Genomic DNA, 24,224 nt, shown 5'->3' with positions numbered 1-24,224 from the left:
TGGAGAAGGTATGGAATACGTAAAGCAAGGCCAGGGCGTACCGTCCGCACGGGCCGGCACGCAAAACAATACAGGCGCCCTGATCATTGTCACGGTGCTGTTTTTCATGTGGGGATTGCTGACCTCGCTCAATGATGTGCTGATTCCCCATCTGCGCTCGATCTACACCTTGACGTATGTCCAGGCGATGCTGGTGCAATTCTGCTTCTTCGGCGCCTACGCCATCGTTTCGCTGCCGGCCGGCATGCTGATCAAGAAAATCGGCTACCAGCGCGGCGTCGTCGCCGGGCTGCTGATCGCGGCCGCCGGCTGCGCCATGTTCTACCCGGCGTCCACCGGCAGCTATGCGCTGTTCCTGCTGTCCTTCTTCATCCTGGCGGCCGGCATCACCGTGCTGCAGGTGGCGGCCAATCCGTATGTGACGGAACTGGGCGACCCGCAGACGGCGTCGAGCCGCCTGACCCTGACGCAGGCGTTCAACGCGCTGGGCACTACCGTGGCGCCTGCGCTGGGCGGCATGCTGATCCTGTCGGGCACGGTCCTGACGGTACAGCAGTTCGACCTGCTGCCGGCGGCCGAACAACTGGCTTACCGCGCCAAGGAAGCCGCGTCCGTGCAAGGCCCGTACCTGGTGCTGGCCGCCACCCTGGTGATCCTGGCCGTGCTGTTCGCGCTGGCGAAATTGCCGAAGATTTCGCATGCCGACGATGCGGCCGCCGTGGCGCAGGATGGCCACAAGGTCTCGATCTGGTCGCACCGCCACCTTGTGCTGGGCGCGCTGGCCATCTTCCTGTATGTGGGCGGTGAAGTGAGCATCGGCAGCTTCCTGATCAACTTCCTGGGCGAGAGCCATATCGCTGGCCTCAGCCACGCCGACGCCGCGTATTTCGTCAGCTATTACTGGGGTGGCGCCATGCTGGGCCGCTTCGTCGGCTTTGCCGTGATGCGCTATGTCAGCCCGGGCAAGACCCTGGCCTTCAACGCCGCCGTCGTCATCGCGCTGATCCTCGTCGCCGTGTTCTCCAGTGGTCACACGGCCATGTGGGCATTGATCGCCGTGGGCCTGTTCAACTCCATCATGTTCCCGACCATCTTCAGCATGGCGCTGAACAAGCTGGGCGCGCAAACGGGTCAAGGTTCGGGCATCCTGTGCATGGCCATCGTCGGCGGCGCCATCGTGCCGTTCATCCAGGGCTTCCTGGCCGACCACATCAACCTGCAGCTGTCCTTCCTCGTGCCGGCCCTGTGCTACACCTTCATTCTGTACTTCGGCTGGAAGTACGCCAGCATGTACAAGGACGACGCCAAATAAGCAAGGTGGCGCGATCAATCAAAAGGGTGGCCTCGGCCACCCTTTTTTTATGTCAGTGCGCGAACTGGGTGCCCAGCACGTCCTGGCACACTTCGAGCCAGGCGCGCGCCGCGTGCGACAGGTAGCGCCCGCTCCAGATGTGCGCCACCTGCCACGCCACCTCCGGCTCGACGATGCGCACCGCTTCCAACGGTTCGCCGGCCAGGCGGTGGATGAACGGCTCGGGCAGCAGGGCCACGCCCAGGCCGGCTGAGGCCATCGCCACCAGCCAGTCCCACTGCCCGCTCTGGGCCGCAATCGTCGGCGTGAAGCCCGCTTGCGCGAAATGCTGGCGCAGGCTGCGCGTGAGCGCGAAATCATCCTTTAATAACACCAGCGGCAAGTCGGCCAGCGCCTTGAAGGGCAGCGTCGTGCGTTTTTTTTGGAACGTGCCCGGCTCGGCCAGGGCCCAGATCGGGTAGTTGGCCACTTCCACGGCCACGAGATCGAGCTCCGGGTCGGCCGGCAGCACCGTCATGCCGATTTCCAGCTCGCCCCCCGCCACCTTGCGCTCGATCTGCTGGCCCGTGTCTTCCTGCAGGGTCAGGCTGATGTGCGGATACCGCGCGCGGAAGGCTTTCAATACGGGCGTGAACAGCACGTTGATCATGGGCGGGATGCCGACCGTCAGGCTGCCGCGCTGCAAGGCCTGCGTGTCGCGCACTTCCAGCGTCAGCTGGCGCATATTGGCCAGCATTTCCTGGCCGTGCTGGTAGACGATGCGGCCCGTGTCCGTCAGGGTCAGCTTGCGCCCGTCGCGCACGAGCAATTGTGCGCCCACCTCGTCTTCCAGCTGGCGCACCATCTTGCTGATGGTGGACTGGGTCAGGTGCAGCGATTCGGCCGCCTGCGTAAAGCTCGACAGGCGCACGGTTTCGACGAAATAGCGCAGGGAACGGATATCCAAGAGGGGCTCGGCGTTGGCAGGGCATGAAAATATCGACTGGATGTGACGAAATTAATTCATGCCATGCATGTAAGCGGGATTTTATACTGAATCCACTTATGGGGTTGGTGTATGACAGCCATCCAGTTTGAGAATATTAAGAATATCAGGAGCATCACGATGTACGAGGACCGTATCCGCCACCCAGGCTTGCTCAGCAAAATCATGAGCGCCGATGAGGCAGCCAAATTGTTCCACAACGGCATGCGTGTCGGCATGAGCGGCTTTACCCGTGCCGGCGACGCCAAGGCCCTGCCGCGCGCGCTGGCCGAGCGCGCCCTGCAAGACCCGTTGAGCCTGACCCTGATCACGGGCGCTTCGCTGGGCAATGGCAGCGATGGCCTGATGGCCGAAGCGGGCGTGCTGGCGCGCCGCATGCCGTTCCAGGTCGACCCTGTGCTGCGCGGCAAGATCAACAACGGTGAAGTCATGTTCATTGACCAGCATCTGTCGGAAACGGCCGAGCAGTTGCGCTCGGGCAACCTGGCGGCCGTCGATATCGCCGTCATCGAGGCCACCGCCATCACGGCGGCCGGCGCCATCATCCCGACCATGTCGGTGGGTAACTCCGCCGCGTTCGCCCAGCAGGCCACACAGGTCATCATTGAAATCAACCTGTCCACGCCGCTGGCGCTGGAAGGCTTGCACGACATTTATATTCCGCAAACCTTGCCGGGGCGCGAACCGATTCCCCTCACGCGCGTAGACCAGCGCCTGGGCAGCACGGCCATCGCCATCGACCCGGCCCGCATCGCCGCCATCGTCATCACGGACAGTCCCGACAGCCCGTCGAACGCCTTGCCGCCCGACGCGGAAACGCAAGCGATCGCCGGCCACGTGATCGCCTTCCTGCAAGGCGAAGTGGCGGCCGGGCGCATGGGCCCGGAATTGCTGCCCCTGCAGGCGGGCATCGGCACCATCGCCAACGCCGTGCTGCATGGCCTGATCGGCTCGCCTTTCCGCAATATGACGATGTATTCGGAAGTGCTGCAGGACAGCGCCATCGAGCTGCTCGACTCGGGCCAGCTGGCGTTTGCCTCGGCCTCGTCGATCACCCTGTCGGCCGCCGTGCATCAAAAGCTGATGGACAATATCGACCATTACCGGTCAAAAATCGTGCTGCGCCCGCAAGAGATCAGCAACCACCCGGAAATCGTGCGCCGCCTGGGCATCATCGCCCTGAACACGGCGCTCGAGTTCGATATCTACGGCAACGTCAATTCCACGCACGTGTGCGGCACGCACATGATGAACGGCATCGGCGGTTCGGGCGACTTTGCACGCAATGGGCAAGTGTCGATGTTCGTGTCGAAATCGGCGGCCAAGGGCGGGCGCATTTCCAGCGTCGTGCCGATGGTCTCGCATGTCGACCATACGGAGCATGACGTCGACGTGCTGGTGACTGAGTGGGGCTACGCGGACTTGCGCGGTCTGGCGCCGCGCGAACGGGCGCCGCTGATCATCGAGCGCTGCACGCATCCCGATTACCGCGATCAGCTGCGCGCGTATTACGACGCGGCATGCCAGCGCGGCGGCCACACGCCGCACATCCTGGAGCAGGCGCTGTCGTGGCATACGCGCTACCAGGAAACGCAGAGCATGCTGGCAGCGTAGCAGGCTTCGCTAACCTCAGGACAGGCAGGGCAGTGCGGCACCGCGCCTGCCTTTTTTATTGCTTAGTACATATGCAGCGCCTTGGCACCCAAGCCCAGCAGGGCAAACGTGGTGGTGGCCTGTATGCCCATGAACCACAGGAAGTGGGTGTGCATGTGCTTGCGGATGTCGCCCAGTTCCGTGCGCAAGGCATGGCAGTCGCCGCGCAAGTCGCCGCGAAACTGCGTCAGGTCGGCGCGCAGCAACTGCGATTCGTCGCGCAACTCCGTACGTACATTGTCGAGGCCGTCGCCAAGACGCTGTTCCAGGGTCTTGAACCATAGCCGGTCATGTTCCCGGTCCGTTTCCAGTTTTGTCAGGCGCGCTTCCATGCGTACAGCATTGTGCGCGCCTTGCTGTTTGTCAAGCTGGTCCGTGGCATAGGCTTCGTTCATCTCGCCCTCCTTCGCGCGAGCCGCGCTGCACCAGCGCAGGCGGCTTCACTCCACTGTCCGCCTTTTCTGCTGGCGCAGTTTGCGCTGGATCAAACGTCAGGAAGCCGGTGCAAAGCGCAGACGGATGCCTGCCGTGACGACGGCCAGCAAGTCGTCGATATGCGCGTTCATTTCCGGGTGCGGCGTCCACGGGTCGCCCGCATCCATGACGATGCGCAGCGAGACGAGGCCGTGCAGCGATTGCCAGAAGATTTGCGTCATCGTGTGCAGCGCCGGCTCGTCCTGGCGCACCTGGCCCGCTTGCGCCAGTTCGGTAAACAGGTGCAGCGCGTAGGCGTACGGATCCTGCTCGATATTGCCGTGTTCGACCTCGACGGCGTCGATTTCCGCGTGCGGCCGCAATTCCATGAAGATCAGCGAATACTCGTCCGGATGCTGGAAGCCGTACTCGATATAGGCGCGGCCGACCAGGGCGATGCGCTGCCACGGATCATCGCTGGTGGCGCACGCCGTGCGCATGGCGCGCACCAGTTCCAGCAAATCCTTGTCCATGGCCTGGGCGATCAGGGTGGCCTTGTCGCGGAACAGGGCGTACACGACGGTGGTGGAAAAACCGGCCGCCTCGGCTACCTTGCGGATGGAGACGGCGCGCGCGCCGCCTTTCTTGATGAGATCTTTGACGACGTCGATGATGTGCTCGCGCCGCGCCTGAGCCTCGCGTAACTTTCTTTCCTGGATGTTAGTTAACTTCTTGTCCACGACTCTTTCCTGGCGACTCTATGAAAGCAAGAATTATAGGGGGGCGACCGGGCGCCAATGTGTCAGCCGCTGTTACAAAGCAGTTTTTTGTCCGGTAGATGCAACAGCAGACCGATTTTTCGCGCTTTTGCCCGGCACTTTTCCATCGATGCCCCGGATTGGTGCATAAAACGCCGGGCCAGGCTTTGCGAACGGTGCCAAAGGGCGGAAAATAGCGGGATAGCTTACACTGCGTTTTTTAGCGCAACGGCGCCAGCCCACGAGGCAACGCCGGAACACTTACATTCGGACGGGATCATTACATGACCATTAAAATCAGCCAGAACTTCGACTCGGGCGCCATCGACGTGGTGAGCGCCACCAGTGCCGGCGCCATCGACCTGAACTTGCGCAAGGATAGCCACGCCGACATCCACCAGTGGTTCCACTTCCGCCTGCAGGGCGCGCGCGGCCAGGCATGCACGATGCGCTTCCTGAACGCGGGCCAGGCCACCTATCCGGCCGGCTATGAAGACTACCAGGCCGTGGCCAGCTACGACAGCGAAAACTGGTTCCGCGTGCCGACCTCGTTCGACGGCCAGGTCATGACGATTTCGCACACGCCGGAACTCGACAGCGTGTACTACGCGTATTTTGAGCCGTATTCGTGGGAACGCCATCTGCGCCTGCTGGGTGAAGTGGCCGAGCATCCGCTGGCGCGCGTGTCCGACCTGGGCAGCACGGTCGACGGCCGCGACATGAACATGGTGACCATCGGCAATCCGCAAGCGGAAAAGAAAATCTGGGTCATCGCGCGCCAGCATCCGGGCGAATCGATGGCCGAATGGTTCGTCGAAGGCTTGATCGACTCGCTGCTCGACGACGCCAACCCGATCGCGCGCAAGCTCTTGCAGCGCGCCGTGTTCCACATCGTGCCGAACATGAACCCGGACGGCTCCATCCGCGGCAACCTGCGCACGAATGCGGCAGGCGCCAACCTGAACCGTGAATGGATGACGCCATCGCTGGAGTCCAGCCCGGAAGTGCTGTGCGTGAAAAACAAGATCCACGAAACGGGCGTCGACATGTTCTTCGACATCCACGGCGATGAAGCGCTGCCGTACAACTTTGTGGCCGGCAATGAAATGCTGGAAAACTTCACGCCGGCGCAAGCGGCGCACCAGAAAGCCTTCATCGAGCGCTACAAGCAGGCCAGTCCGGACTTCCAGGACAAGTTCGGCTATGCGGCCAGCAAGTACAAGTCGGACATGCTGACCCTGGCATCGAAATACGTCGGCCACCACTTCGGCTGCCTGGCGCTGACCCTGGAAATGCCGTTCAAGGAAAACGCCGACTTGCCGGATCCGGCCGTCGGCTGGAATGGTGCGCGCAGCGCGGCCCTGGGCGCGGCCATGCTGCAGCCTATCCTGCTGTCGCTGGATTGAACGGCGTTGTTCATGGGTATCGAGATCGAGCGTAAATTTCTGCTTGCCGGCGACGCCTGGCGGGGCCTGGGCCAGTCGGTCCTGCTGCGCCAGGGGTATTTGTCGTCCGCGCGCGAGCGCGTGGTGCGCGTGCGCATCGAAGGCGAGCAGGCGATGCTGACCATCAAGGGGGCGAACGTGGGCGCGACGCGCGGCGAGTGGGAGTATCCGATTCCGCTGGCCGACGCGGCCGAACTGCTCGACAGCCTGTGCGAACAGCCGCTGATCGAAAAGGTTCGCCACCGCATCGAACACGCGGGCATGGTGTGGGAAGTCGACGAGTTCCTGGGCGCTAATGCGGGCCTGGTGGTGGCGGAGATCGAACTGGCCTCGGAAGACCAGCCGTTCGAGAAGCCCGACTGGGTCGGCGCGGAAGTGTCGGGCGATGCGCGCTACTACAACGCCAACCTGATCCGCCATCCGTTTTCACAGTGGTAATGTTGGCCACAGAAATTGGAAAATCACGGCATTCATCGTCAGATTGAATGCCGCGTGCGCCGCCATCGCTGGCCATAGCGAAGCATGGCGGCGCCGTAACCATGCGAACAGGCAAGCTGTCGCAAACATCAGCGTCACCCACACCGCCGCCGAGGCCGCATTCAGCGACAGGCCGGCAGCCGTCATGCTCAAGCCATGATGGCACAGGTGTGCCAGGCCGAACAGTCCTGCTTCCACGCAGGTGCTGCTGCGCACGGACAGTTTTTCCTCCAGCGCCTTTTGCAGCACGCCCCGAAAGAAGATTTCCTCGCCGATAGGGCTGAAGATGCAAGCCGGCACGGTGATCATCAGGTGCAGCATCCAGATGCTCAGCCCCGCCGTGGGCGCCGTGCGGCGAAAGCTGGCCGCTATGCTGACAAACCAGTTGTCCGGCGTGGCGCCATACAGCAGCATGCCCAGGGCAAAGCACAGGAGCGCGGCTGCCGCGCCGCAGATCAAGGCCAGCGCATACGGCGCCTTGCCGGAGGGCGCTTGCAGGCCGATGTTGCGGCGTCCATGCGGCGACAGCAAGATCCATGGCAGGCCGCCATCACGCAAAAACTCAGCGGCAGCATCCAGAACAAACCCAACGGACCCAGCGTGCCCATGACGCGCATGGCGATGAATGCGCTCGCCAGTAACATTGCCAGCATGGGAAACGATAGCGCCAGCAATGCTGGCCGCAGGGGAGAGAGCGAGACTGGGCTGGAAGGCATCGGCGGTCGGGGCGAAAAAAAGGCCGGAAGAAAACTTCCGGCCCCATGCTGCATCAATTAATGAAAATGCTCGGTACCTTGCGGCGTATCTTCCGGCATTTCCGCATGCGCCAACTCGCCCACCGGGTCGGCAAACAGGGGCGCGCCGCAATCGTCGCAGTATTCGCCGACAAAACGTTCCGCATGGCGCTTGATCTGCGTCACGCCGGCGGCGTTCAGATGCTCGATAATTTCATCGACGGGCGTCTTTTGCTTGTCCAGCGCGGCGATGCCGACCTGGATCAGGCCTTCGATCGGCGTGCCATCCTCGTCTTCCTGGCCGTACAAAGGCCAGACGATGCCGTAGATGACATCCGGCGCCTGGCGCAGGGTGAAGGCGATGCGGTACTCGTCCACCTGGCCGTCGGCCGCTTCCTCGCCGAAACCGGCGATGACGGCGCGCAGTTCCGACGGCTCGATGGCCAGCGTGTGCGTCAGGTAGTGCACGGCGGCGCGCACGGAGACGGGGCGTATCAGCTTGTCCGCTTCGCGGCAGGCCACGTAGTACGCTTCCGGCAGCAGCAGTTCCAGGCCGCAGCCCGGCAGCAGGCGGGCAATCGTCGGCGTCGCCTGCGTGCGCCATTGTTCCAGGGCGGCGCTGCGCTCCTTGATGAAGTCGGGCTGGCTGGCCGGCGTCTGCCAGCGGAACAGGGGGGCGCCGCTTGGGGCCACTACGGCCACCAGCAGGTAGCGCGTATCGGCCAGGAAGGGCGCCGTTTCCGCCTCTTTGCCTGATGGCTTGACGGCCGTGCCTTTCAGGGCGGCCAGTGCCAGCTTCTGCGTCTTGGCATAGGTTTCGACGTGGCTGCGCGGCAACTGGTCGATCGAATACAGGGTCGGCGCCATGGCCATCTTCGTGCCGTCGGCCAGCAGGTGGGCGGCGAAATGCGCGGACAATACGCCGTGCGCGTCGCCGGCCATGGGGCCGGAGGCGATGGAAAAGCGCGTCCACGCGAGGATGGGCACGGCCACCAGCAGGGCGTCGTAGCGCACGTCTTCATGCGTGACGACGGTCGATTCGCTGACGGCTTCAACGCAGTCCATCAGCACGTCGTAGGCGTTCAAGTCTTCCTTGAACAGGCTGCCCAGGGTGTTGTCGATGGTGTCCTGGTGGCCGGTTTTGAGTAATTTCTGGAGCTGCGTATCCAGGCTGTGTTCCCAGGACCGCTCTTCGAGACGGCTGGCTGCCTGTACGATCGCCTGGGCAAAGGTGACCAGGCGCTGGCTGTCGGCAGTCAGTTTATGGGATGAATCTTTGGAAGGACGACGCATAGCGGGATAAGAGTCTCGGAAAGTGAAAAAAATGGATCAGTCAAACAATGATAAACCCTTATAACCGTATTGTAGAGGATTCAGCCGCACGCAATACGTAAGCTGTCCTTAGATCATGCCAATAGTCTGAATTTCAAGGAAAAACGGGGTGCCGGGACGAAAAAAAGCGCCGGTCGGAACCGGCGCTTTTATCTTATCTCACAGCTGGGCTGATTACTCGGCCAGCAGTTGACGCAGCACGAATGGCAGGATACCGCCATGCTTGTAGTAGTCGACTTCGATCGGCGTATCGATGCGCAGCAGGACTTTGACTTCCTGGCTGGAGCCGTCGGCGCGGTGGATCACCAGGGTAGCCAGTTGCTGTGGCTTGATTTCGCCTTCGAGGCCTTTCAGGTCGAAGGTTTCCTTGCCGGTGATACCCAGCGTTTGCACGCTGTCGTCGCCGATGAATTGCAGCGGCAGCACGCCCATGCCCACCAGGTTCGAGCGGTGAATACGCTCGAACGAACGGGTGATCACGGCTTTCACGCCCAGCAGTTGGGTGCCCTTGGCTGCCCAGTCGCGCGACGAGCCCGTGCCGTACTCTTCGCCGCCGAAGACCATGGTTGGCGTGCCTTCAGCAACATATTTCATCGCTGCGTCGTAGATCGACATTTCTTCGCCGGAAGGCTGGTGGATCGTGATGCCGCCTTCGACTGCCGAACCGTCCGCTTTCGCAGGGATCATGCGGTTCTTGATGCGCACGTTGGCGAACGTGCCGCGCATCATGATTTCATGGTTGCCGCGACGCGAGCCGTAGGAGTTGAAGTCCGCTTTCAGGACGCCGTTTTCCTTCAGCCACTTGCCTGCAGGACCGTTTTCCTGGATCGAGCCGGCTGGCGAGATGTGGTCGGTGGTGATGGAATCGCCGAACACGCCCAGTGCGCGCGCGCCTTCGATGCCGGTGGCCACTGCCGCTGGCGTCATCGAGAAGTTGTCGAAGAACGGTGGTTCCGCGATGTAGGTCGATTTCGGCCAGTTGTAGACTTGACCGGACACAGTGGTGACTTTCTCCCACAGCTTGCCTGGCGCGCCCTTGACGTCCGCGTAGTTGTCCTTGAACACCTTGGCGTTCATGGCGAACTTCATCATGGCCGAGACTTCAGCCGAGGTCGGCCAGATGTCGCCCAGGTAGATGTCCTTGCCGCCCTTGCCCTTGCCGACCGGTTCCGTCATCAGGTCGCGCGTCATGTTGCCGGCGATGGCGTAAGCGACGACCAGCGGTGGCGAAGCCAGGAAGTTCGAGCGGATGTTCGGGTGAATACGCGCTTCGAAGTTACGGTTGCCCGACAACACGGCCGATGCGACGATGTCGTGCGTGGCGATGGCGGCGTTCAGCTCGGGCGTCAGGTCGCCCGCATTGCCGATACAGGTGGTGCAGCCGTAGGCGGTCACGCCGAAGCCCAGTTTTTCCAGGTATGGCAGCAGGCCGGCAGCCGTCAGGTACTCGGTCACGACGCGCGAGCCAGGGGCCAGCGAGGTCTTGATGTGCGGAGCGACTTTCAGGCCGGCTTCCACGGCTTTCTTGGCCAGCAGGCCGGCAGCCAGCATCACGCTCGGGTTCGAGGTGTTGGTGCACGAGGTGATCGCGGCGATCAGCACGTCGCCGTTCGATACTTTCACGCCGTTCGTCGTTTCGTACACGGCAGCCAGGTCGGCCGGGTTCTTGTTGAAGCCGTTTTCGGTCGTTGGCTTGGCGAACAGCTCGGCGAAGTTCGCCTTGACGTTGCCGATTTCGATACGGTCTTGCGGGCGTTTCGGGCCGGCCAGCGACGGAGCGACCGACGCCAGGTTCAGTTCCACCACGCGGGTGTAGTCGATGTCGCCCGCTTTTGGCACGCCGAACAGGTTTTGCGCCTTGAAGTAGCCTTCGAACGCGGCGATTTCAGCCTTGCTGCGGCCGGTGCCCTTGAAGTAATCGATGGTGGCTTCGTCGACAGGGAAGAAGCCCATGGTCGCGCCGTATTCCGGGGCCATGTTGGCGATCGTCGCGCGGTCGGTCAGGGTCAGCGATTCCGTGCCTTCGCCGAAGAATTCGACGAACTTGCCGACGACTTTTTCTTTGCGCAGCAATTCGGTGATGGTCAGTACCAGGTCGGTGGCGGTGCAGCCTTCGCGCAGCGCGCCCGACAGGTTCACGCCGATGACGTCAGGCGTCAGGAAGTAGACCGGCTGGCCCAGCATGCCGGCTTCCGCCTCGATGCCGCCCACGCCCCAGCCGACCACGCCGATGCCGTTGATCATGGTGGTGTGCGAGTCGGTGCCGACCAGGGTGTCAGGGTAGTACACGTCGCCGGCTTTCTTGCCTGCGTGGTGCACGCCGCGTGCCAGGTATTCCAGGTTGACCTGGTGGACGATGCCGAAGCCTGGTGGCACGACGCCGAAGGTGTCGAAGGCTTGCATGCCCCATTTCATGAACTGGTAACGCTCGTTGTTACGCGAGAATTCCAGTTTCATGTTCAGGTCCAGCGCTTTCTTTTCGCGGTAGTGATCGATGGTCACCGAGTGGTCGACCACCAGGTCAACCGGCACCAGCGGTTCGATTTTCTTCGCGTTGATGCCCATCTTGGCGGCCACGTTGCGCATCGCTGCCAGGTCGGCCAGCAGCGGCACGCCGGTGAAGTCTTGCAGCACGACGCGCGCCACTACGAACGGGATCTCGTCGGTGCGCTCGGCGGTCGGGCCCCAGCTCGCCAATTGCTTGACGTGTTCTTCGGTGACTTTTTTGCCGTCGCAGTTGCGCAATACCGATTCGAGTACGATACGAATCGACACTGGCAGGCGGGAGACATTGATGCCCAGGCTTTTTTCCAGCGCAGGCAGGGAGTACAGCTTGCCCTTCTTGCTATCCGAAATATTAAAGTCCTTGAGCGTGTTCAGAGTGTTGCGGGACATGACCTCTCCTTGTTGGGTATCGTCTATTTATTGATTATTCAAATTACAAAACATGACTGAGCCCCCGAAGAGGCCCTTGCTGCTCACATCAGCCGCCGGTCGCCGGCAGCACGCCCAGCGATGGCGCGGCTTCCACCACTGCCGCTGGCTTGGCTTGCTCCGCATCCTTGCATTCATTGGCCAGCTGGCGGCCCTGCTTGGAATCGAGCAGCATGCCTTTGGCCGGGATGCCGATCCAGACGAGACCATACAGACGGTTCTCGAATCGGTTGGCGCCGGTGGTGGTGCCCACGCGGCTCAGGCGGTGCAGGCGCTTCTTCCAGCGCAGGGCGATGTGTTTGTCGTCAGTCGCATTGGTGTAGATGGTAATTTTATTACCAAGTTCACAATTGAAATCGGTGGAAGCGGAACCGGCGGTATCCGGCTCATCGGATTCTTCCTTGTCGACCACCGACATGGCGAGCGGATGCGCTTCCTTGGCGGCAGCTTTGGCCTTGGTGGCCTTGGCTTTCGGCTTGGCCTTGACGGCCTTGGCTTTTGCCGGCTCCTTGGTATCCGTGGCGGCGAAGCTGGCCGGCGCCAGCGTGAGGGTCATGGCGCCCAGCGCGACGCTGCAGGCAATGGCTAATTTGGAGAGGGACATCGTGTAATTCCTGTCAGTTTTCAGTGGTGCTGGAAGAGGGGGCGTTGAGTAATGCAGCGGCCGCCTCGGGCAGGCCGAGGCCTGCCAGTTTGGCGCGTTGCAAAACGGTCCAATAATATCGGTAGCTGGCGCGGTCGTGCAAGCGGCCATTTTGCGCAATCGGTCCCCAGTTGGCGCGCAGCGCTTCATTGAGGATATTGCTGGCTTCGTTGACTTCGGACAGGCGCGGCGTAAAGGCCTTGATGATGGGCTTGATCTGGTCCGGGTGGATGCTCCACATGCGCGTGTAGCCGAACTCGGCTGTCGCGCGCTGGGCGTCATTCGCCACCACGGCCGAATCGCGCACGTCCGTCGTCACGTTATGCGACGGCACCTTGCCGTGCGCGTGGCAGGCGGCGGCCACTTCCAGCTTGGCGCGCACCACCAGCGGATGCGTGAACTGGCCCGGCGTGCGCATGGCGGCGGCGGGAATGGCACCGTAGTGGGCCGAAACGAAATCCATGATGCCGAAGGACAGGCATTCGACCTGGGGCAGGGCGGCGATCGCATAGGCGTCGCGCAGCGCGCCATGCGTCTCGATCAGGATATGCACGGGCAGGTTGTCGCGGCCGGCGCGGCGCGCGTGCAGGTTGATCAGGTCGATGGCCAGCATGGCATCCTGCACGCCGCCCACTTTGGGTACGGCGATATAGGCCAGGCGGGACGCGGCGGTGCAGATGATTTCCACGTCGCGCGCGAAAAACGGGCTGTCGACGTCGTGCACGCGCACGCCGATGCGGTTGAACTGGTTCTCGTCGCTGGCCAGCAGGCCGGCGATCATGTGGGCGTGGGATTCTTCATTGCCGGCGCTGGCGCCGTCTTCGCAGTCGAACGTGATGTCGAACAGGGGGCCAAGCTCTTGTTGCAAAGCAATCGATTTACGCATCAGCTTTTCAGAGCCGGCGTAGTGGTCGCAAGCGGCGAGCAACAGCGGCTGGCGTTTGCCTTGGAATAAAACCTCGGAAGGGTGCATGCTTAAGGCATTTCTGCAGGTAAAAACTACTTGAGAAAACAGCCGCGCCGCGAATCTCGCGGGCGGCCTTCTTGGCGGGCGGCGCTCAGGCCGCGCCGCCAATACTGGACTTAGGCCAGCAGGTGTTTCACGCCTTCGCGCTCTTCGGTCAGCTCTTTCAGGGTCAGGTTGATGCGCTCTTGCGAGAATGCATCGATTTCCAGACCTTGAACGATGGTGTACTCACCGTTGTCGGTGGTGACCGGGAAGCCGAACACGGTGCCTTCAGGAATGCCATACGAGCCATCCGAAGGAACGCCCATGGTGGTCCACTTGCCGGCGGTGCCCAGCATCCAGTCATGGATGTGGTCGATGGCGGCGTTCGCTGCCGACGCTGCCGACGACAGGCCGCGCGCTTCGATGATGGCCGCGCCGCGCTTGCCGACGGTTGGCAGGAAGGTGTTGGCGTTCCATTCCTGGTCGTTGATCAGGTCCTTGACGGCCTTGCCGTTTACGGTGGCGAAGCGGTAGTCGGCGTACATCGTTGGCGAGTGGTTGCCCCACACGGTCAGCTTTTCGATGTCTTTCACGGCGGTGCCGGTCTTGGCAGCGACTTGCGACAGCGCGCGGTTGTGGTCCAGGCGCAGCATGGCGGTGAAGTTTTTCGCTGGCAGCGACGGCGCCGATTTCATGGCGATGTAGGCGTTGGTGTTGGCAGGGTTGCCGACCACCAGTACTTTGACATTGCGCGAAGCGACGGCGTCGAGCGCCTTGCCTTGCACGGTGAAGATCTGGGCGTTCGCTTCCAGCAGGTCCTTGCGTTCCATGCCTGGGCCGCGTGGACGCGCGCCAACCAGTACGGCCACGTCGACATCCTTGAAGGCGGTCAGCGGATCGGAGTGGGCGGTCATTTCCGTCAGCAGCGGGAACGCGCAGTCGTCGATTTCCATCATCACGCCCTTGAGCGCCTTCTGGGCTTTTTCGTCCGGGATTTCAAGCAGTTGCAAGATGACAGGCTGGTCTTTGCCGAGCATGTCGCCATTGGCGATGCGGAACAACAGGGCGTAGCCGATCTGGCCGGCGGCGCCGGTCACTGCAACACGCATTGGGGTTTTAGCCATGATGAATCTCCAAAAATGGGAAAGAAAACGGGCTTGAAGCTGAGCTTACGCTTATCCGGAAAAACTATAATGATACCAAAACCGGCCCGCGCCACCGAATTGCTGGTGTACGCTGCCGTCACGCTTGTGCTGCACGAGGCCAGAGTGGCTGGCCGACAACATAAAACGCGGGCTCACAAGTTTTATCGAGGGCAGTTTAGGCCTCCGATCCCTATCTGTCAATCATATCTTATGTCTTATATAAGACAGATAACTACGTGTGTTTTACTGGACGCGGGCAGTGATTTGTGTTGAAATGTCGGACTATGAATTCCGCCTCGTCCAATCTGACCAACAATGCCACTGCTGCAAGCGGGGCGGTCAGTCCGACCGCGGGCACCCCGGCCACGCCTGTTGCCGCAGCGGCCAGCACCGCCGCCACCCCTGTTGCCAGCGTGAATACCACTGCTACCGTGGCCGCGCCGGCCGCGAATGCCTCGCCCACCTTCAGTCCCCTGTACCAGCAGATCAAGGCGCTCATCACGCAGAGCCTGCAATCGGGCGAATGGAAGCCGGGCGAACTCATTCCCAGCGAAGTCGAGCTGGCGGGCCGTTTCAAGGTCAGCCAGGGCACGGTGCGCAAGGCCATCGATGAGCTGGCCGCCGAGAATCTCGTCATGCGCCGCCAGGGCAAGGGCACTTTTGTTTCCACCCACCATGAGGCGCGCGCGCATTTCCGCTTCCTGCGCCTGGTGCCGGACGAAGGCGTGCCGCATTATCCCGAAAGCAAGTTTATTGAGGTCAAGCGCGTGCGCGCGCCGGCCGACGTGGCGCGCCTGATGGACCTGAAGTCCGGCGACGCCGTCATCTTCATCAAGCGCGTGCAGTATTTCGACGGCGTGCCGACCATCGTCGAGGAATTGTGGCTGCCCGGCCTGATTTTCAAGGGCCTGACGGCCGAGCGCCTGGTGGAATACAAGGGTCCCATGTACGGCCTGTTCGAGACGGAATTTGGCACGCGCATGATACGCGCGTCCGAACAGATCCGCGCCGTGTGCGCCGACGCGGGCGCCGCGCAATTGTTAAATATCGACCTCGGCACGCCCTTGCTCAGTTCCGAGCGCGTGTCGTTTACCTACGGCGACAAGCCGGTCGAACTGCGCCGGGGCTTGTACCTGACCAGTCGTCATCATTATCAGAATGAACTCAGCTGAAGCGGCGGGACGCCCGCGGGTGTCCGGACAAGCAGCAAGGCTGAAGTGCATCGCTTGCAAGATGCCTGCCGCAAGGCGGGCAACGGAGACAACGGAAAGCGCAGCGACAGCATGGCCCGCCCCGGCGGGCCGTGTTTTGCCGGCGATTCTGTAATTAAATTACGTGAACTACGGAAAGTAGCGCGGTATTTTGTAGTAAAAAACCATTTTGGTTATATGTAACAATAGATATTGGTATGGGTTGCGAAAATCGGCGAAAATCGCGGCTTCAATATTTAGTTGAAATTCAAAGGGGAGGTTTTTGTTATGTCTGAAGCCGTAAGAGAAGTACCAAAAAAAGAACGGCCGCAATTCCGTAACATTCATGTTACCGAATTGTCGAACTACCGCATGGCTGTCGGCGCCATCGTCTCGATCCTGCATCGCATCAGCGGTTTCATCATTTTCGCCTTGCTGCCGTGCATCCTGTACATGCTGGAACTGAGTCTGCGTTCCGAAATGTCGTATGCCTACTTCCAGGGCATCGCCTCGCACTGGTTCGTCAAGCTGATCACCCTGGGTCTGGTCTGGGCCTTCCTGCACCACTTCTGCGCCGGCATCCGCCACCTGTTCATGGATGTGCACGTTGCCATCGAAAAAGATTCGGCACGCAAGACCGCGTCCTCCGTGCTGGTCGTGAGCCTGGTGCTGACGGCTTTGGTCGCTTTGAAACTGTTTGGAGTATTTTAAACATGGCAGACAATAATATCGGACCGAAACGCCTCGTCGTCGGTGCCCATTACGGCTTGCGCGACTGGCTGGCGCAACGCGTTACCGCCATCGTCATGGTGGCCTATGTTGCCATCCTGCTTATTTCTTTCCTGACCGGCAGCAACTTCAGCTATGAAGGCTGGGCTGGTCTGTTCGCACAGCAGTGGTTTAAATTGTTCAGCCTGGTGACCTTCGTCGCCCTGTTCTACCACGCATGGGTCGGCGTACGCGACATCTGGATGGACTACGTGAAAAGCGCTGGCCTCCGTCTGACCCTGCAAATTGCCACCATGCTGTGGTTGATCGCTTGTGCCGGCTGGACGGTACAGATACTCTGGAGTGTGTAATCGTGGCAGCATATAAATCTGCAATCCCTACCCGCCGCTTTGATGCGGTAATCGTTGGCGCCGGCGGTTCCGGCATGCGCGCGTCGTTGCAACTGGCTGAAGCCGGTCTGAACGTCGCAGTTCTGTCGAAAGTTTTCCCGACCCGCTCGCACACCGTTGCGGCGCAGGGCGGTATCGGCGCGTCGCTCGGCAACATGGCTGAAGACAACTGGTTCTGGCACATGTTCGACACCGTCAAGGGTGGCGACTATCTGGGCGACCAGGATGCCATCGAATTCATGTGCCGCGAAGCACCGAAAGTCGTGTACGAGCTGGAACACTTCGGCATGCCATTCGACCGCAACCCTGACGGCACTATCTACCAGCGTCCATTCGGCGGCCACACGGCCCACTTCGGCGAAAAGCCGGTGCAGCGCGCTTGCGCGGCAGCCGACCGTACCGGTCACGCCCTGTTGCACACCCTGTACCAGCGCAACGTGCGCGCCCGTACGCACTTCTTCGTCGAATGGATGGCACTCGACCTGATTCGTGACGCCGAAGGCGACGTGATCGGTGTTGTCGCGCTGGAAATGGAAACCGGCGAATGCATGATCCTGGAAGCAAAAACGACGGTCATGGCAACGGGCGGCGCAGGCCGCATCTTCGCCGCGTCGACCAACGCCTTCATCAACACCGGTGACGGCATGGGCATGGCGGCACGCGCCGGCCTGCCGCTGCAAGACATGGAATTCTGGCAGTTCCACCCGACCGGCGTGGCCGGCGCGGGCGTATTGATCACCGAAGGCGTGCGCGGCGAAGGCGGCATCCTGATCAACAGCGAAGGCGAACGCTTCATGGAGCGCTATGCGCCGACCCTGAAGGATCTGGCGCCGCGCGACTTCGTCTCGCGTTCGATGGACCAGGAAATCAAGGAAGGCCGCGGCTGCGGTCCGAACAAGGACCACGTGATGCTGGACCTGCGCCATATCGGCGCCGACACCATCGCCAAGCGCCTGCCGTCGATCCTGGAAATCGGCCACAAGTTCGCCAACGTCGACGCCACCAAGGAACCGATTCCTGTCGTGCCGACGATTCACTACCAGATGGGCGGCATCCCGACGAACATCCACGGCCAGGTCGTCACCCCGACCGGTCCGGATAATTCGGCCAAGGTTGTCAACGGTCTGTACGCGATCGGCGAATGCGCCTGCGTCTCCGTGCACGGCGCCAACCGCCTGGGCACGAACTCGCTGCTCGACCTGGTGGTCTTCGGTCGCGCGGCCGGCAACCATATCGTCAACAGCGGCCTGAAAGCCAAGGAAAACAAGCCTTTGCCAGCCGACGCTGCCGATTTCGCCATGGGCCGCCTGGCGCGCCTGGAAAACTCGACCGGCACGGAAACCGTGCAGGGCGTGGCGAACGACATCCGCGCAACGATGCAGAAGTACTGTGGCGTGTTCCGTACCGACGAGATGCTGAACAAGGGCGTCGAAGAAATCATGAAGCTCGACGAGCGCCGCAAGCACGTCTCCTTCAAGGATAAATCGATGGTCTTCAACACGGCCCGCGTGGAAGCGCTGGAGCTGGACAACCTGATCGAAACGGCGAAAGCGACCATCGTTTCGGCAGCTGCCCGCAAGGAATCGCGCGGCGCCCACGCCCAGGACGACCATCCGCAACGTGACGACGACAACTGGATGAAGCACACTCTGTGGTATTCGGAAGGCAACCGACTGGAATACAAGCCAGTCGTGACCAAGCCGCTGACGGTTGATACCTTCAAACCGAAACCACGTACTTTCTAAGGCTATACCATGGCACGCACTCTCAAATTCAAAATCTACCGCTACGATCCTGACCAGGATGCCAAGCCGTACATGCAAGACCTGACGGTCGAACTGAAAGACACCGACAAGATGCTGCTCGACGCACTGCAGCGCATCAAGGCGGACGTCGATGACTCGCTGGCCCTGCGCCGCTCGTGCCGCGAAGGCGTGTGCGGTTCGGACGCGATGAACATCAACGGCAAGAACGGCCTGGCATGCACGACCAACCTGAACGAACTGTCGGAGCCTATCGTGCTGCGTCCGTTGCCAGGTCTGCCAGTTATCCGCGACCTGATCGTCGACATGACGCAATTTTTCAAGCAGTACGATTCGATCAAGCCTTTCCTGATCAACGATTCGATCCCGCCTGAAAAAGAGCGCCTGCAGTCGCCGGAACAGCGCGAAGAGCTCGATGGTCTGTACGAGTGCATCCTGTGCGCATGCTGCTCCACGTCGTGCCCGTCGTTCTGGTGGAATCCGGACAAATTCGTCGGCCCGGCCGGCCTGCTGCAAGCCTACCGCTTCATCGCCGACTCGCGCGACGAAGCCACCGGCGCGCGTCTGGACAACCTGGAAGACCCGTACCGCCTGTTCCGCTGCCATTCGATCATGAACTGCGTCGACGTCTGCCCGAAAGGGTTGAACCCGAACAAGGCGATCGGCAAGATCAAGGAATTGATGGTCCGCCGCGCGATCTGATCACCCTGATCGCGTCCGCCGGGCGCCGTTTGCGGGAAGAGGGTATCCTCTCTTGCCTGCAGGCGGCGCCTGCAAAGCAGCACCGTGCCGCAAGGCACACGTAAAGTGGTAAACCAAATGACAGAATCAATTTTGTCCTCGCATCAGGCCGACCCGGCCAACCGCGCCCGCCTGCGCTGGCGTTCACGCCGTGGCCTGCTGGAAAACGACATTATCCTGACCCGTTTTCTCGATGCGTATGAAACCGAATTGACCGATGAAGAAGTTGACGCGCTGACGCGTTTGCTGGATTTATCGGACAATGCGTTAATGGATCTGGTACTGGCCCGTAAAGAGCCGGAAGGCGAAGTCGATCTGCCGCATGTGCGCGCACTGCTGCAACGACTGCGCATTGCCTAGACGCCTGGGCGATATATTGCAAACGGTGCGAGTGGCGCGCTGTAGCACTGCCGAATTGCGGTGCGAATTGCAGCCAGAATTTTTGATTTTAATTTCGACTCACTCCCGAGAAGGAAGAGCCCATGAATATCTCTGACACAAAAGCTACCCTGTCGTTCTCCGATGGCAGCCCATCGCTTGAATTTCCAATCTACAAAGGCACGGTTGGCCCGGACGTCATCGACATCCGCAAACTGTACGCCGGTAGCGGCAAGTTCACCTACGACCCAGGCTTTATGTCGACGGCCGCCTGCAACTCGTCGATCACCTACATCGACGGCGACAAGGGCGAGCTGCTGTACCGCGGTTACCCGATCGAACAGTTGGCCGTCAACGCCGACTTCATGGAATCGTGCTACCTGCTGCTGAACGGCGAACTGCCGAACGCGGCGCAAAAAGCCAAGTTCGTCGACACCGTCACCAAGCACACGATGGTGCACGAACAGATGCAATTCTTCTTCCGTGGCTTCCGCCGCGACGCGCATCCGATGTCGGTCCTGGTGGGCACCGTCGGCGCGCTGGCATCGTTCTACCATGACTCGCTGGACATCAACGACCCGCGTCATCGCGAAGTGTCGGCCATCCGCCTGATCGCCAAGATGCCTACCCTGGTCGCCATGACCTACAAGTACTCGGTCGGCCAGCCGTTCGTGTACCCACGCAACGACCTGTCGTACAGCGCCAACTTCATGCACATGATGTTCGCCAACCCGTGCGAAGAGTACAAGGTCAACGACGTGCTGGTGCGCGCCCTGGACCGCATCCTGATCCTGCACGCGGACCACGAGCAAAACGCATCGACCTCGACCGTCCGTCTGGCTGGTTCGTCGGGCGCCAACCCGTTCGCCTGTATCGCTGCCGGTATCGCCTGCCTGTGGGGCCCTGCCCACGGCGGCGCCAACGAAGCGGCACTGAACATGCTGAAGGAAATCGGCACCGTCGAGAACATCCCTGCCTTCATCGCGCAAGTCAAGGACAAGAACTCCGGCGTCAAGCTGATGGGCTTTGGCCACCGCGTGTACAAGAACTTCGATCCACGCGCCAAGCTGATGCGTGAAACCTGCTACGAAGTGCTGCAAGAACTGGGTCTGCAAGACGACCCGCTGTTCAAGCTGGCGATGGAACTGGAAAAGATTGCACTGAACGACGAATACTTCGTTTCGCGCAAACTGTACCCGAACGTCGACTTCTACTCGGGCATCGTGCAATCGGCGCTGGGCATCCCGGTATCGCTGTTCACCGGTATCTTCGCCATGGCCCGTACGATCGGCTGGATCGCCCAGTGGAACGAAATGATCGCCGACCCAGAGCAAAAAATCGGCCGTCCGCGCCAGCTGTTCGTCGGTTCGACCACGCGCGAAGTGCTGCCACTGGACAAGCGCGCTTAAGTTACCGCGTATTGTTCTTGCCGGGCCTTGCGGCCCGGCGCACAAAAGCGAGCCTCGCGGCTCGCTTTTTTTATGCCTGTCCGCACCGCCGGCCGCAAGCCGGGCTGGTATGCTCAGGTCTTGCTTCAACAGGAAACATAACGCGATGAATGACGAAACATGCGCCCCCAGCGGCGTGGCCCTGGGCGATACGGCATTTGGCTATACCTTGTCGCTGATCGGCGGCAAATACAAGATGCTGATCCTGTACGCGCTCGCGGAAAACACCGTGCTGCGGCATAACGAACTCAAGCGGCATCTCGGCGGCATCGCCTTCAAGACCCTCAGCGTGGTCTTGAAGGAACTCGAAGCCGATGCGCTGATCGTGCGCAAGGAATATCCGCAAGTACCGCCCAAGGTGGAATATTCCCTCTCAAGCAAGGGCGCCTCGCTGATCCCCGTGCTGCATACCTTGTGCGAATGGGGTGAACGGCACCAGCCTGCCTGATCCGGATATGCCTGGCAAAGGGGATTTCTGCAGTCAAGTAACTTACTTTTTATACTGTATGGGTAGTCAATGTGCGTACTTGTGAAAAGTACTCGCCATGGTTATGCTGTTTTTGCCCTTGTGGGCGCGCGGCCATGTGCTGCGCGCCTTGGGGCAGGGTACCGGCTTGCCTGCTTTTCTGTGCATGCGCGTCCGGTGCATCCATCCCATATTCAGGAAAGCAGCATGAAGAAAACCCTCGTTATCGTCTTCCATCCCTCGATCGACACATCGGTCGCCAACAAGCGCTGGCTGCAGGAGCTGGCGCAGCATCCCGAGCGCTACACCCTCCACGATGTGCACCGGGCTTATCCGGATGGAAATATCGATGTGGCGCGCGAGCAGGCGCTGGTGGAGGCGCACGCCAATGTCGTCCTGCAATTCCCCGTGTACTGGTTCAACTGTCCGCCCTTGCTGAAGCGGTGGCTCGATGAGGTGCTGGCGTATGGCTGGGCCTATGGCACGGGCGGCGACGCCTTCAAGGGCCGCAAGGTGGCGCTGGCCGTCACGGCAGGCATCCGCCAGGAAGACTTCACGCCGGAAGGCAAGTGGAAGGTCACCCTGGCGCAGCTGCTGGCGCCGTTCGATGTCACCCTGGCGTATATCGGCGCCGACAACCGCCGCTTCTTTGCCTTCTATGGCGCGGAAGACGGGCCGAAGGAAACGGACTATGCCGGGCGGCTGGCGCGCAGCGCGCAAGAGTATGAACGCTTCCTGGCCGCCTTGTAAGAACGCTGGTCCAGCCTCAGTTCAAGGCCGCTTCCAGCTGATGCAGGGCGACCTGCCGGCCCTCCAGCTGCAGGCTGTCGCCCTCATAGGGCTGCGGCAGGACGATGCGGTGCGGCGCATTGTGCTTGAGGATGCCGCCCCAGTGGGCGACCCTGGCGCCGGCCTGGCGGCGTATCGCCTCGACCGTGGCGCCGCTGGCGAGGATATGGGCTTGCGGAAAGGCTTGCTGCAGCACGCCCAGGCCGAAATAGGCTTGCGGCTCGGCCGCGCTGATATAGATGGTGGTCAGGCGCTTGCCGCTGGCGGCGATGGTGTGCGCTAACTGCGCCGCATCGTCGCGCAGAAACTGGGTATTGACGAGGATGGCGTCCGCCACGCCGCTCAGCAGCAGCGAGGTGGACGGTGCGCGGCCCAGCACATCCAGTTGGAAGGTTTCCAGCATGCGGAAGGGGAGGGCGGCGCGTGCAAGCATATTATTCTTTCAATATTAGATACTCTCTCGCATATTATCCTTTCGACCAGGCACGGGAAATAGGGTAGATTGCAATACTTAGTTGCATGAATCGAACGAATCAATGGAGAGTCGCAGATGGACCGCATCACCGCCGCACAAGTGTTTGTCGCCATCGCCGAGCGTGGCAGCATGGTGGCTGCCAGCGACGCGCTCGACATGTCGCGCGCCATGGTGACGCGCTACCTGGCCGAGATGGAGCAGTGGGCGGGGGCGCGCTTGCTGCATCGCACCACGCGCCGTTTGAGCCTGACGGATGCGGGCGAGGCCACCCTGGCGCGCTGCCGGCAGATGCTGGAAGTGGCCGGCGCCATGGCCGTCACCTCGCCCGAGGGCCTCGACACGCCGCACGGCTTGCTGCGCATCACCTGCTCGCAATCGCTGGCGCAGACGGCGCTGGCCGGCGCAGTGACCGCTTACCTGCGGCGCTACCCGCGCGCCGCCGTCGACCTGCAGATGGAGAACCGCGCCGTCAATCTGGTGGAGCAGCGCATCGACCTGGCGATCCGCATCACGAACGCGCTCGAGCCGAACCTGATCGCGCGTCAGCTGGCCAGCTGCGCCTCGGTGGTGTGCGCCGCACCATCGTATCTGGCCGCGCACGGCACGCCGCGCCGGGCGGAAGACCTGGCCCTGCACAACTGCCTGACGTACACGTATTTCGGCAAGAGCCTGTGGCAGTTCACGCACGACGGGGAAGCGCTCACTGTCCCCGTGAGCGGCCGCCTGTCGGCGAATGAGTCGCTGGTCCTGCTGGTGGCGACGGTGGCGGGGGCGGGCATCGCCATGCAGCCGCGCTATTCGGCCGCGCCGCTGATCGCCAGCGGGCAGCTGGTGGAGCTCCTGCCCGCGTACCAGCCGCAGGACATGGGCATCTACGGCATCTACACCTCGCGGCAGCACATGTCGCCCCTGCTGCGCACCATGCTCGACTTCCTGGTGGACTGGTTTGCCGGCGATCCCGATTGGCTGGCGGCCATCGCGGCCGCGCCTTTGCCGGGCAGACCAGTTGGACGCAAGCGGCACGCCGGCAGGGCTGCCGATGTGCTGTAAGCGCAACAGTGACAGGCTTGCAAGC

At 61.5% G+C, this 24,224-nt stretch carries 25 protein-coding genes; 15 read left to right on the top strand and 10 right to left on the bottom strand.

What is annotated here, in order from left to right; translation table 11 throughout:
• Positions 1 to 10: 10 nt before the first annotated feature.
• Positions 11 to 1,312, top strand: a complete 1,302-nt coding sequence (fucP, locus tag OX460_RS09645) for an L-fucose:H+ symporter permease (RefSeq protein WP_289898523.1) — start codon at positions 11 to 13, stop codon at positions 1,310 to 1,312.
• A gap of 52 nt (positions 1,313 to 1,364) precedes the next feature.
• Here the strand turns inward: fucP and OX460_RS09640 are convergent, their stop codons facing one another.
• Positions 1,365 to 2,258 carry a LysR substrate-binding domain-containing protein gene (locus OX460_RS09640; RefSeq protein ID WP_099667058.1) on the bottom strand — a complete coding sequence of 298 codons (894 nt, stop codon included), beginning with the start codon at positions 2,256 to 2,258 and terminating at the stop codon, positions 1,365 to 1,367.
• 159 nt (positions 2,259 to 2,417) lie between these two features.
• Between OX460_RS09640 and OX460_RS09635 the strand changes: the two genes are divergently transcribed.
• Positions 2,418 to 3,911: an acetyl-CoA hydrolase/transferase family protein gene (locus tag OX460_RS09635; RefSeq protein ID WP_289898522.1), complete on the top strand. Its 1,494-nt coding sequence runs from the start codon at positions 2,418 to 2,420 to the stop codon at positions 3,909 to 3,911.
• A 62-nt stretch (positions 3,912 to 3,973) separates the two neighbouring features.
• Here OX460_RS09635 and OX460_RS09630 read toward each other — a convergent pair whose 3' ends face one another.
• On the bottom strand, positions 3,974 to 4,345 hold the full coding sequence (locus OX460_RS09630; protein WP_289898521.1) for a hypothetical protein: 372 nt from the start codon (positions 4,343 to 4,345) through the stop codon (positions 3,974 to 3,976).
• A gap of 96 nt (positions 4,346 to 4,441) precedes the next feature.
• On the bottom strand, positions 4,442 to 5,104 hold the full coding sequence (locus OX460_RS09625; protein ID WP_289898520.1) for a TetR/AcrR family transcriptional regulator: 663 nt from the start codon (positions 5,102 to 5,104) through the stop codon (positions 4,442 to 4,444).
• A 302-nt stretch (positions 5,105 to 5,406) separates the two neighbouring features.
• Between OX460_RS09625 and OX460_RS09620 the strand changes: the two genes are divergently transcribed.
• Both OX460_RS09620 and OX460_RS09615 read left to right on the top strand, forming a co-directional pair.
• Positions 5,407 to 6,528, top strand: a complete 1,122-nt coding sequence (locus OX460_RS09620) for a M14-type cytosolic carboxypeptidase (RefSeq protein WP_251350487.1) — start codon at positions 5,407 to 5,409, stop codon at positions 6,526 to 6,528.
• A 12-nt stretch (positions 6,529 to 6,540) separates the two neighbouring features.
• The gene (locus OX460_RS09615) at positions 6,541 to 7,005 is read left to right on the top strand and encodes a CYTH domain-containing protein (protein WP_099668422.1); all 465 of its coding nucleotides are present in this window, start codon (positions 6,541 to 6,543) and stop codon (positions 7,003 to 7,005) included.
• On the opposite strand, the gene OX460_RS09610 is transcribed toward OX460_RS09615, so the two are convergent.
• On the bottom strand, positions 6,994 to 7,575 hold the full coding sequence (locus OX460_RS09610; RefSeq protein WP_289898519.1) for a CPBP family intramembrane glutamic endopeptidase: 582 nt from the start codon (positions 7,573 to 7,575) through the stop codon (positions 6,994 to 6,996). The two genes, OX460_RS09615 and OX460_RS09610, sit on opposite strands and share 12 nt — an antisense overlap.
• On the opposite strand from OX460_RS09610, the gene OX460_RS09605 reads away from it, so the two are divergent.
• Positions 7,561 to 7,821 carry a hypothetical protein gene (locus OX460_RS09605; RefSeq protein ID WP_289898518.1) on the top strand — a complete coding sequence of 87 codons (261 nt, stop codon included), beginning with the start codon at positions 7,561 to 7,563 and terminating at the stop codon, positions 7,819 to 7,821. The genes OX460_RS09610 and OX460_RS09605 overlap by 15 nt on opposite strands.
• Here OX460_RS09605 and OX460_RS09600 read toward each other — a convergent pair.
• The 5 genes from OX460_RS09600 to OX460_RS09580 all read right to left on the bottom strand — a co-directional run bounded on the left by OX460_RS09600 (position 7,818) and on the right by OX460_RS09580 (position 14,760).
• A complete protein-coding gene (locus tag OX460_RS09600) occupies positions 7,818 to 9,071 on the bottom strand; it encodes a DUF2863 family protein (RefSeq protein WP_289898517.1) in 1,254 nt (417 codons plus the stop codon). The two genes, OX460_RS09605 and OX460_RS09600, sit on opposite strands and share 4 nt — an antisense overlap.
• 213 nt (positions 9,072 to 9,284) lie before the next feature.
• Positions 9,285 to 12,005 (bottom strand): aconitate hydratase AcnA, encoded by a 2,721-nt coding sequence (gene acnA, locus OX460_RS09595; protein WP_099667065.1) that lies wholly within the window; start codon positions 12,003 to 12,005, stop codon positions 9,285 to 9,287.
• Positions 12,006 to 12,093: 88 nt separating this feature from the next.
• Positions 12,094 to 12,648 carry a hypothetical protein gene (locus OX460_RS09590; protein ID WP_099667066.1) on the bottom strand — a complete coding sequence of 185 codons (555 nt, stop codon included), beginning with the start codon at positions 12,646 to 12,648 and terminating at the stop codon, positions 12,094 to 12,096.
• 13 nt (positions 12,649 to 12,661) lie between these two features.
• Positions 12,662 to 13,660: an aldolase/citrate lyase family protein gene (locus OX460_RS09585; protein ID WP_289898516.1), complete on the bottom strand. Its 999-nt coding sequence runs from the start codon at positions 13,658 to 13,660 to the stop codon at positions 12,662 to 12,664.
• A gap of 110 nt (positions 13,661 to 13,770) precedes the next feature.
• Positions 13,771 to 14,760 carry a malate dehydrogenase gene (locus tag OX460_RS09580; RefSeq protein WP_034789110.1) on the bottom strand — a complete coding sequence of 330 codons (990 nt, stop codon included), beginning with the start codon at positions 14,758 to 14,760 and terminating at the stop codon, positions 13,771 to 13,773.
• A gap of 305 nt (positions 14,761 to 15,065) precedes the next feature.
• Here OX460_RS09580 and OX460_RS09575 point away from each other — a divergent pair, with 305 nt between their 5' ends.
• From OX460_RS09575 to OX460_RS09535, 9 genes are all read left to right on the top strand, one after another.
• Positions 15,066 to 15,953 carry a GntR family transcriptional regulator gene (locus OX460_RS09575; RefSeq protein WP_289898515.1) on the top strand — a complete coding sequence of 296 codons (888 nt, stop codon included), beginning with the start codon at positions 15,066 to 15,068 and terminating at the stop codon, positions 15,951 to 15,953.
• Positions 15,954 to 16,259: 306 nt separating this feature from the next.
• Positions 16,260 to 16,682 carry a succinate dehydrogenase, cytochrome b556 subunit gene (sdhC, locus tag OX460_RS09570; RefSeq protein ID WP_034752080.1) on the top strand — a complete coding sequence of 141 codons (423 nt, stop codon included), beginning with the start codon at positions 16,260 to 16,262 and terminating at the stop codon, positions 16,680 to 16,682.
• A gap of 2 nt (positions 16,683 to 16,684) precedes the next feature.
• Entirely contained in the window at positions 16,685 to 17,050 is a 366-nt protein-coding gene (gene sdhD / locus OX460_RS09565) for a succinate dehydrogenase, hydrophobic membrane anchor protein (RefSeq protein ID WP_034752078.1), read from the top strand.
• 2 nt (positions 17,051 to 17,052) lie between these two features.
• Complete coding sequence (gene sdhA / locus OX460_RS09560; protein WP_099667069.1) at positions 17,053 to 18,834, top strand: succinate dehydrogenase flavoprotein subunit; 1,782 nt, start codon at positions 17,053 to 17,055, stop codon at positions 18,832 to 18,834.
• Positions 18,835 to 18,843: 9 nt separating this feature from the next.
• Positions 18,844 to 19,554 carry a succinate dehydrogenase iron-sulfur subunit gene (locus OX460_RS09555; protein WP_034752075.1) on the top strand — a complete coding sequence of 237 codons (711 nt, stop codon included), beginning with the start codon at positions 18,844 to 18,846 and terminating at the stop codon, positions 19,552 to 19,554.
• 117 nt (positions 19,555 to 19,671) lie between these two features.
• Positions 19,672 to 19,953: a succinate dehydrogenase assembly factor 2 gene (locus tag OX460_RS09550; protein ID WP_034752073.1), complete on the top strand. Its 282-nt coding sequence runs from the start codon at positions 19,672 to 19,674 to the stop codon at positions 19,951 to 19,953.
• A 122-nt stretch (positions 19,954 to 20,075) separates the two neighbouring features.
• The gene (gene gltA, locus OX460_RS09545) at positions 20,076 to 21,380 is read left to right on the top strand and encodes a citrate synthase (protein ID WP_099667070.1); all 1,305 of its coding nucleotides are present in this window, start codon (positions 20,076 to 20,078) and stop codon (positions 21,378 to 21,380) included.
• A gap of 145 nt (positions 21,381 to 21,525) precedes the next feature.
• Positions 21,526 to 21,867 carry a helix-turn-helix domain-containing protein gene (locus tag OX460_RS09540; protein WP_099667071.1) on the top strand — a complete coding sequence of 114 codons (342 nt, stop codon included), beginning with the start codon at positions 21,526 to 21,528 and terminating at the stop codon, positions 21,865 to 21,867.
• Positions 21,868 to 22,092: 225 nt separating this feature from the next.
• Positions 22,093 to 22,635, top strand: coding sequence for an NAD(P)H-dependent oxidoreductase (locus tag OX460_RS09535; protein WP_289898514.1), 543 nt, complete (start codon positions 22,093 to 22,095; stop codon positions 22,633 to 22,635).
• A gap of 16 nt (positions 22,636 to 22,651) precedes the next feature.
• Here the strand turns inward: OX460_RS09535 and OX460_RS09530 are convergent, their stop codons facing one another.
• On the bottom strand, positions 22,652 to 23,107 hold the full coding sequence (locus OX460_RS09530) for a hypothetical protein (protein WP_251350494.1): 456 nt from the start codon (positions 23,105 to 23,107) through the stop codon (positions 22,652 to 22,654).
• Between the two features lie 117 nt (positions 23,108 to 23,224).
• Between OX460_RS09530 and OX460_RS09525 the strand changes: the two genes are divergently transcribed.
• Complete coding sequence (locus OX460_RS09525; RefSeq protein WP_251350495.1) at positions 23,225 to 24,199, top strand: LysR family transcriptional regulator; 975 nt, start codon at positions 23,225 to 23,227, stop codon at positions 24,197 to 24,199.
• The last annotated feature ends 25 nt before the right edge of the window (positions 24,200 to 24,224 follow it).

Origin of the sequence: Janthinobacterium sp. SUN033 (assembly GCF_030397595.1) — a bacterium.
GTDB lineage: Bacteria > Pseudomonadota > Gammaproteobacteria > Burkholderiales > Burkholderiaceae_D > Janthinobacterium > Janthinobacterium kumbetense.
This window is presented reverse-complemented; position numbering and strand designations above follow the sequence as displayed.

Bases quoted from the DNA above. Each gene is read 5' to 3' on its own strand.
- OX460_RS09550 (WP_034752073.1), top strand. From the start codon at position 19,672: ATGACAGAATCAATTTTGTCCTCGCATCAGGCCGACCCGGCCAACCGC.
- OX460_RS09585 (WP_289898516.1), bottom strand. From the start codon at position 13,660: ATGCACCCTTCCGAGGTTTTATTCCAAGGCAAACGCCAGCCGCTGTTG.
- gltA (WP_099667070.1), top strand. From the start codon at position 20,076: ATGAATATCTCTGACACAAAAGCTACCCTGTCGTTCTCCGATGGCAGC.
- OX460_RS09555 (WP_034752075.1), top strand. From the start codon at position 18,844: ATGGCACGCACTCTCAAATTCAAAATCTACCGCTACGATCCTGACCAG.
- OX460_RS09600 (WP_289898517.1), bottom strand. From the start codon at position 9,071: ATGCGTCGTCCTTCCAAAGATTCATCCCATAAACTGACTGCCGACAGC.
- OX460_RS09580 (WP_034789110.1), bottom strand. From the start codon at position 14,760: ATGGCTAAAACCCCAATGCGTGTTGCAGTGACCGGCGCCGCCGGCCAG.
- OX460_RS09630 (WP_289898521.1), bottom strand. From the start codon at position 4,345: ATGAACGAAGCCTATGCCACGGACCAGCTTGACAAACAGCAAGGCGCG.
- OX460_RS09535 (WP_289898514.1), top strand. From the start codon at position 22,093: ATGAAGAAAACCCTCGTTATCGTCTTCCATCCCTCGATCGACACATCG.
- OX460_RS09635 (WP_289898522.1), top strand. From the start codon at position 2,418: ATGTACGAGGACCGTATCCGCCACCCAGGCTTGCTCAGCAAAATCATG.
- sdhC (WP_034752080.1), top strand. From the start codon at position 16,260: ATGTCTGAAGCCGTAAGAGAAGTACCAAAAAAAGAACGGCCGCAATTC.
- OX460_RS09605 (WP_289898518.1), top strand. From the start codon at position 7,561: ATGCGGCGACAGCAAGATCCATGGCAGGCCGCCATCACGCAAAAACTC.
- fucP (WP_289898523.1), top strand. From the start codon at position 11: ATGGAATACGTAAAGCAAGGCCAGGGCGTACCGTCCGCACGGGCCGGC.
- OX460_RS09575 (WP_289898515.1), top strand. From the start codon at position 15,066: ATGAATTCCGCCTCGTCCAATCTGACCAACAATGCCACTGCTGCAAGC.
- OX460_RS09615 (WP_099668422.1), top strand. From the start codon at position 6,541: ATGGGTATCGAGATCGAGCGTAAATTTCTGCTTGCCGGCGACGCCTGG.
- OX460_RS09530 (WP_251350494.1), bottom strand. From the start codon at position 23,107: ATGCTTGCACGCGCCGCCCTCCCCTTCCGCATGCTGGAAACCTTCCAA.
- OX460_RS09540 (WP_099667071.1), top strand. From the start codon at position 21,526: ATGAATGACGAAACATGCGCCCCCAGCGGCGTGGCCCTGGGCGATACG.
- OX460_RS09525 (WP_251350495.1), top strand. From the start codon at position 23,225: ATGGACCGCATCACCGCCGCACAAGTGTTTGTCGCCATCGCCGAGCGT.
- sdhD (WP_034752078.1), top strand. From the start codon at position 16,685: ATGGCAGACAATAATATCGGACCGAAACGCCTCGTCGTCGGTGCCCAT.
- acnA (WP_099667065.1), bottom strand. From the start codon at position 12,005: ATGTCCCGCAACACTCTGAACACGCTCAAGGACTTTAATATTTCGGAT.
- OX460_RS09620 (WP_251350487.1), top strand. From the start codon at position 5,407: ATGACCATTAAAATCAGCCAGAACTTCGACTCGGGCGCCATCGACGTG.
- OX460_RS09590 (WP_099667066.1), bottom strand. From the start codon at position 12,648: ATGTCCCTCTCCAAATTAGCCATTGCCTGCAGCGTCGCGCTGGGCGCC.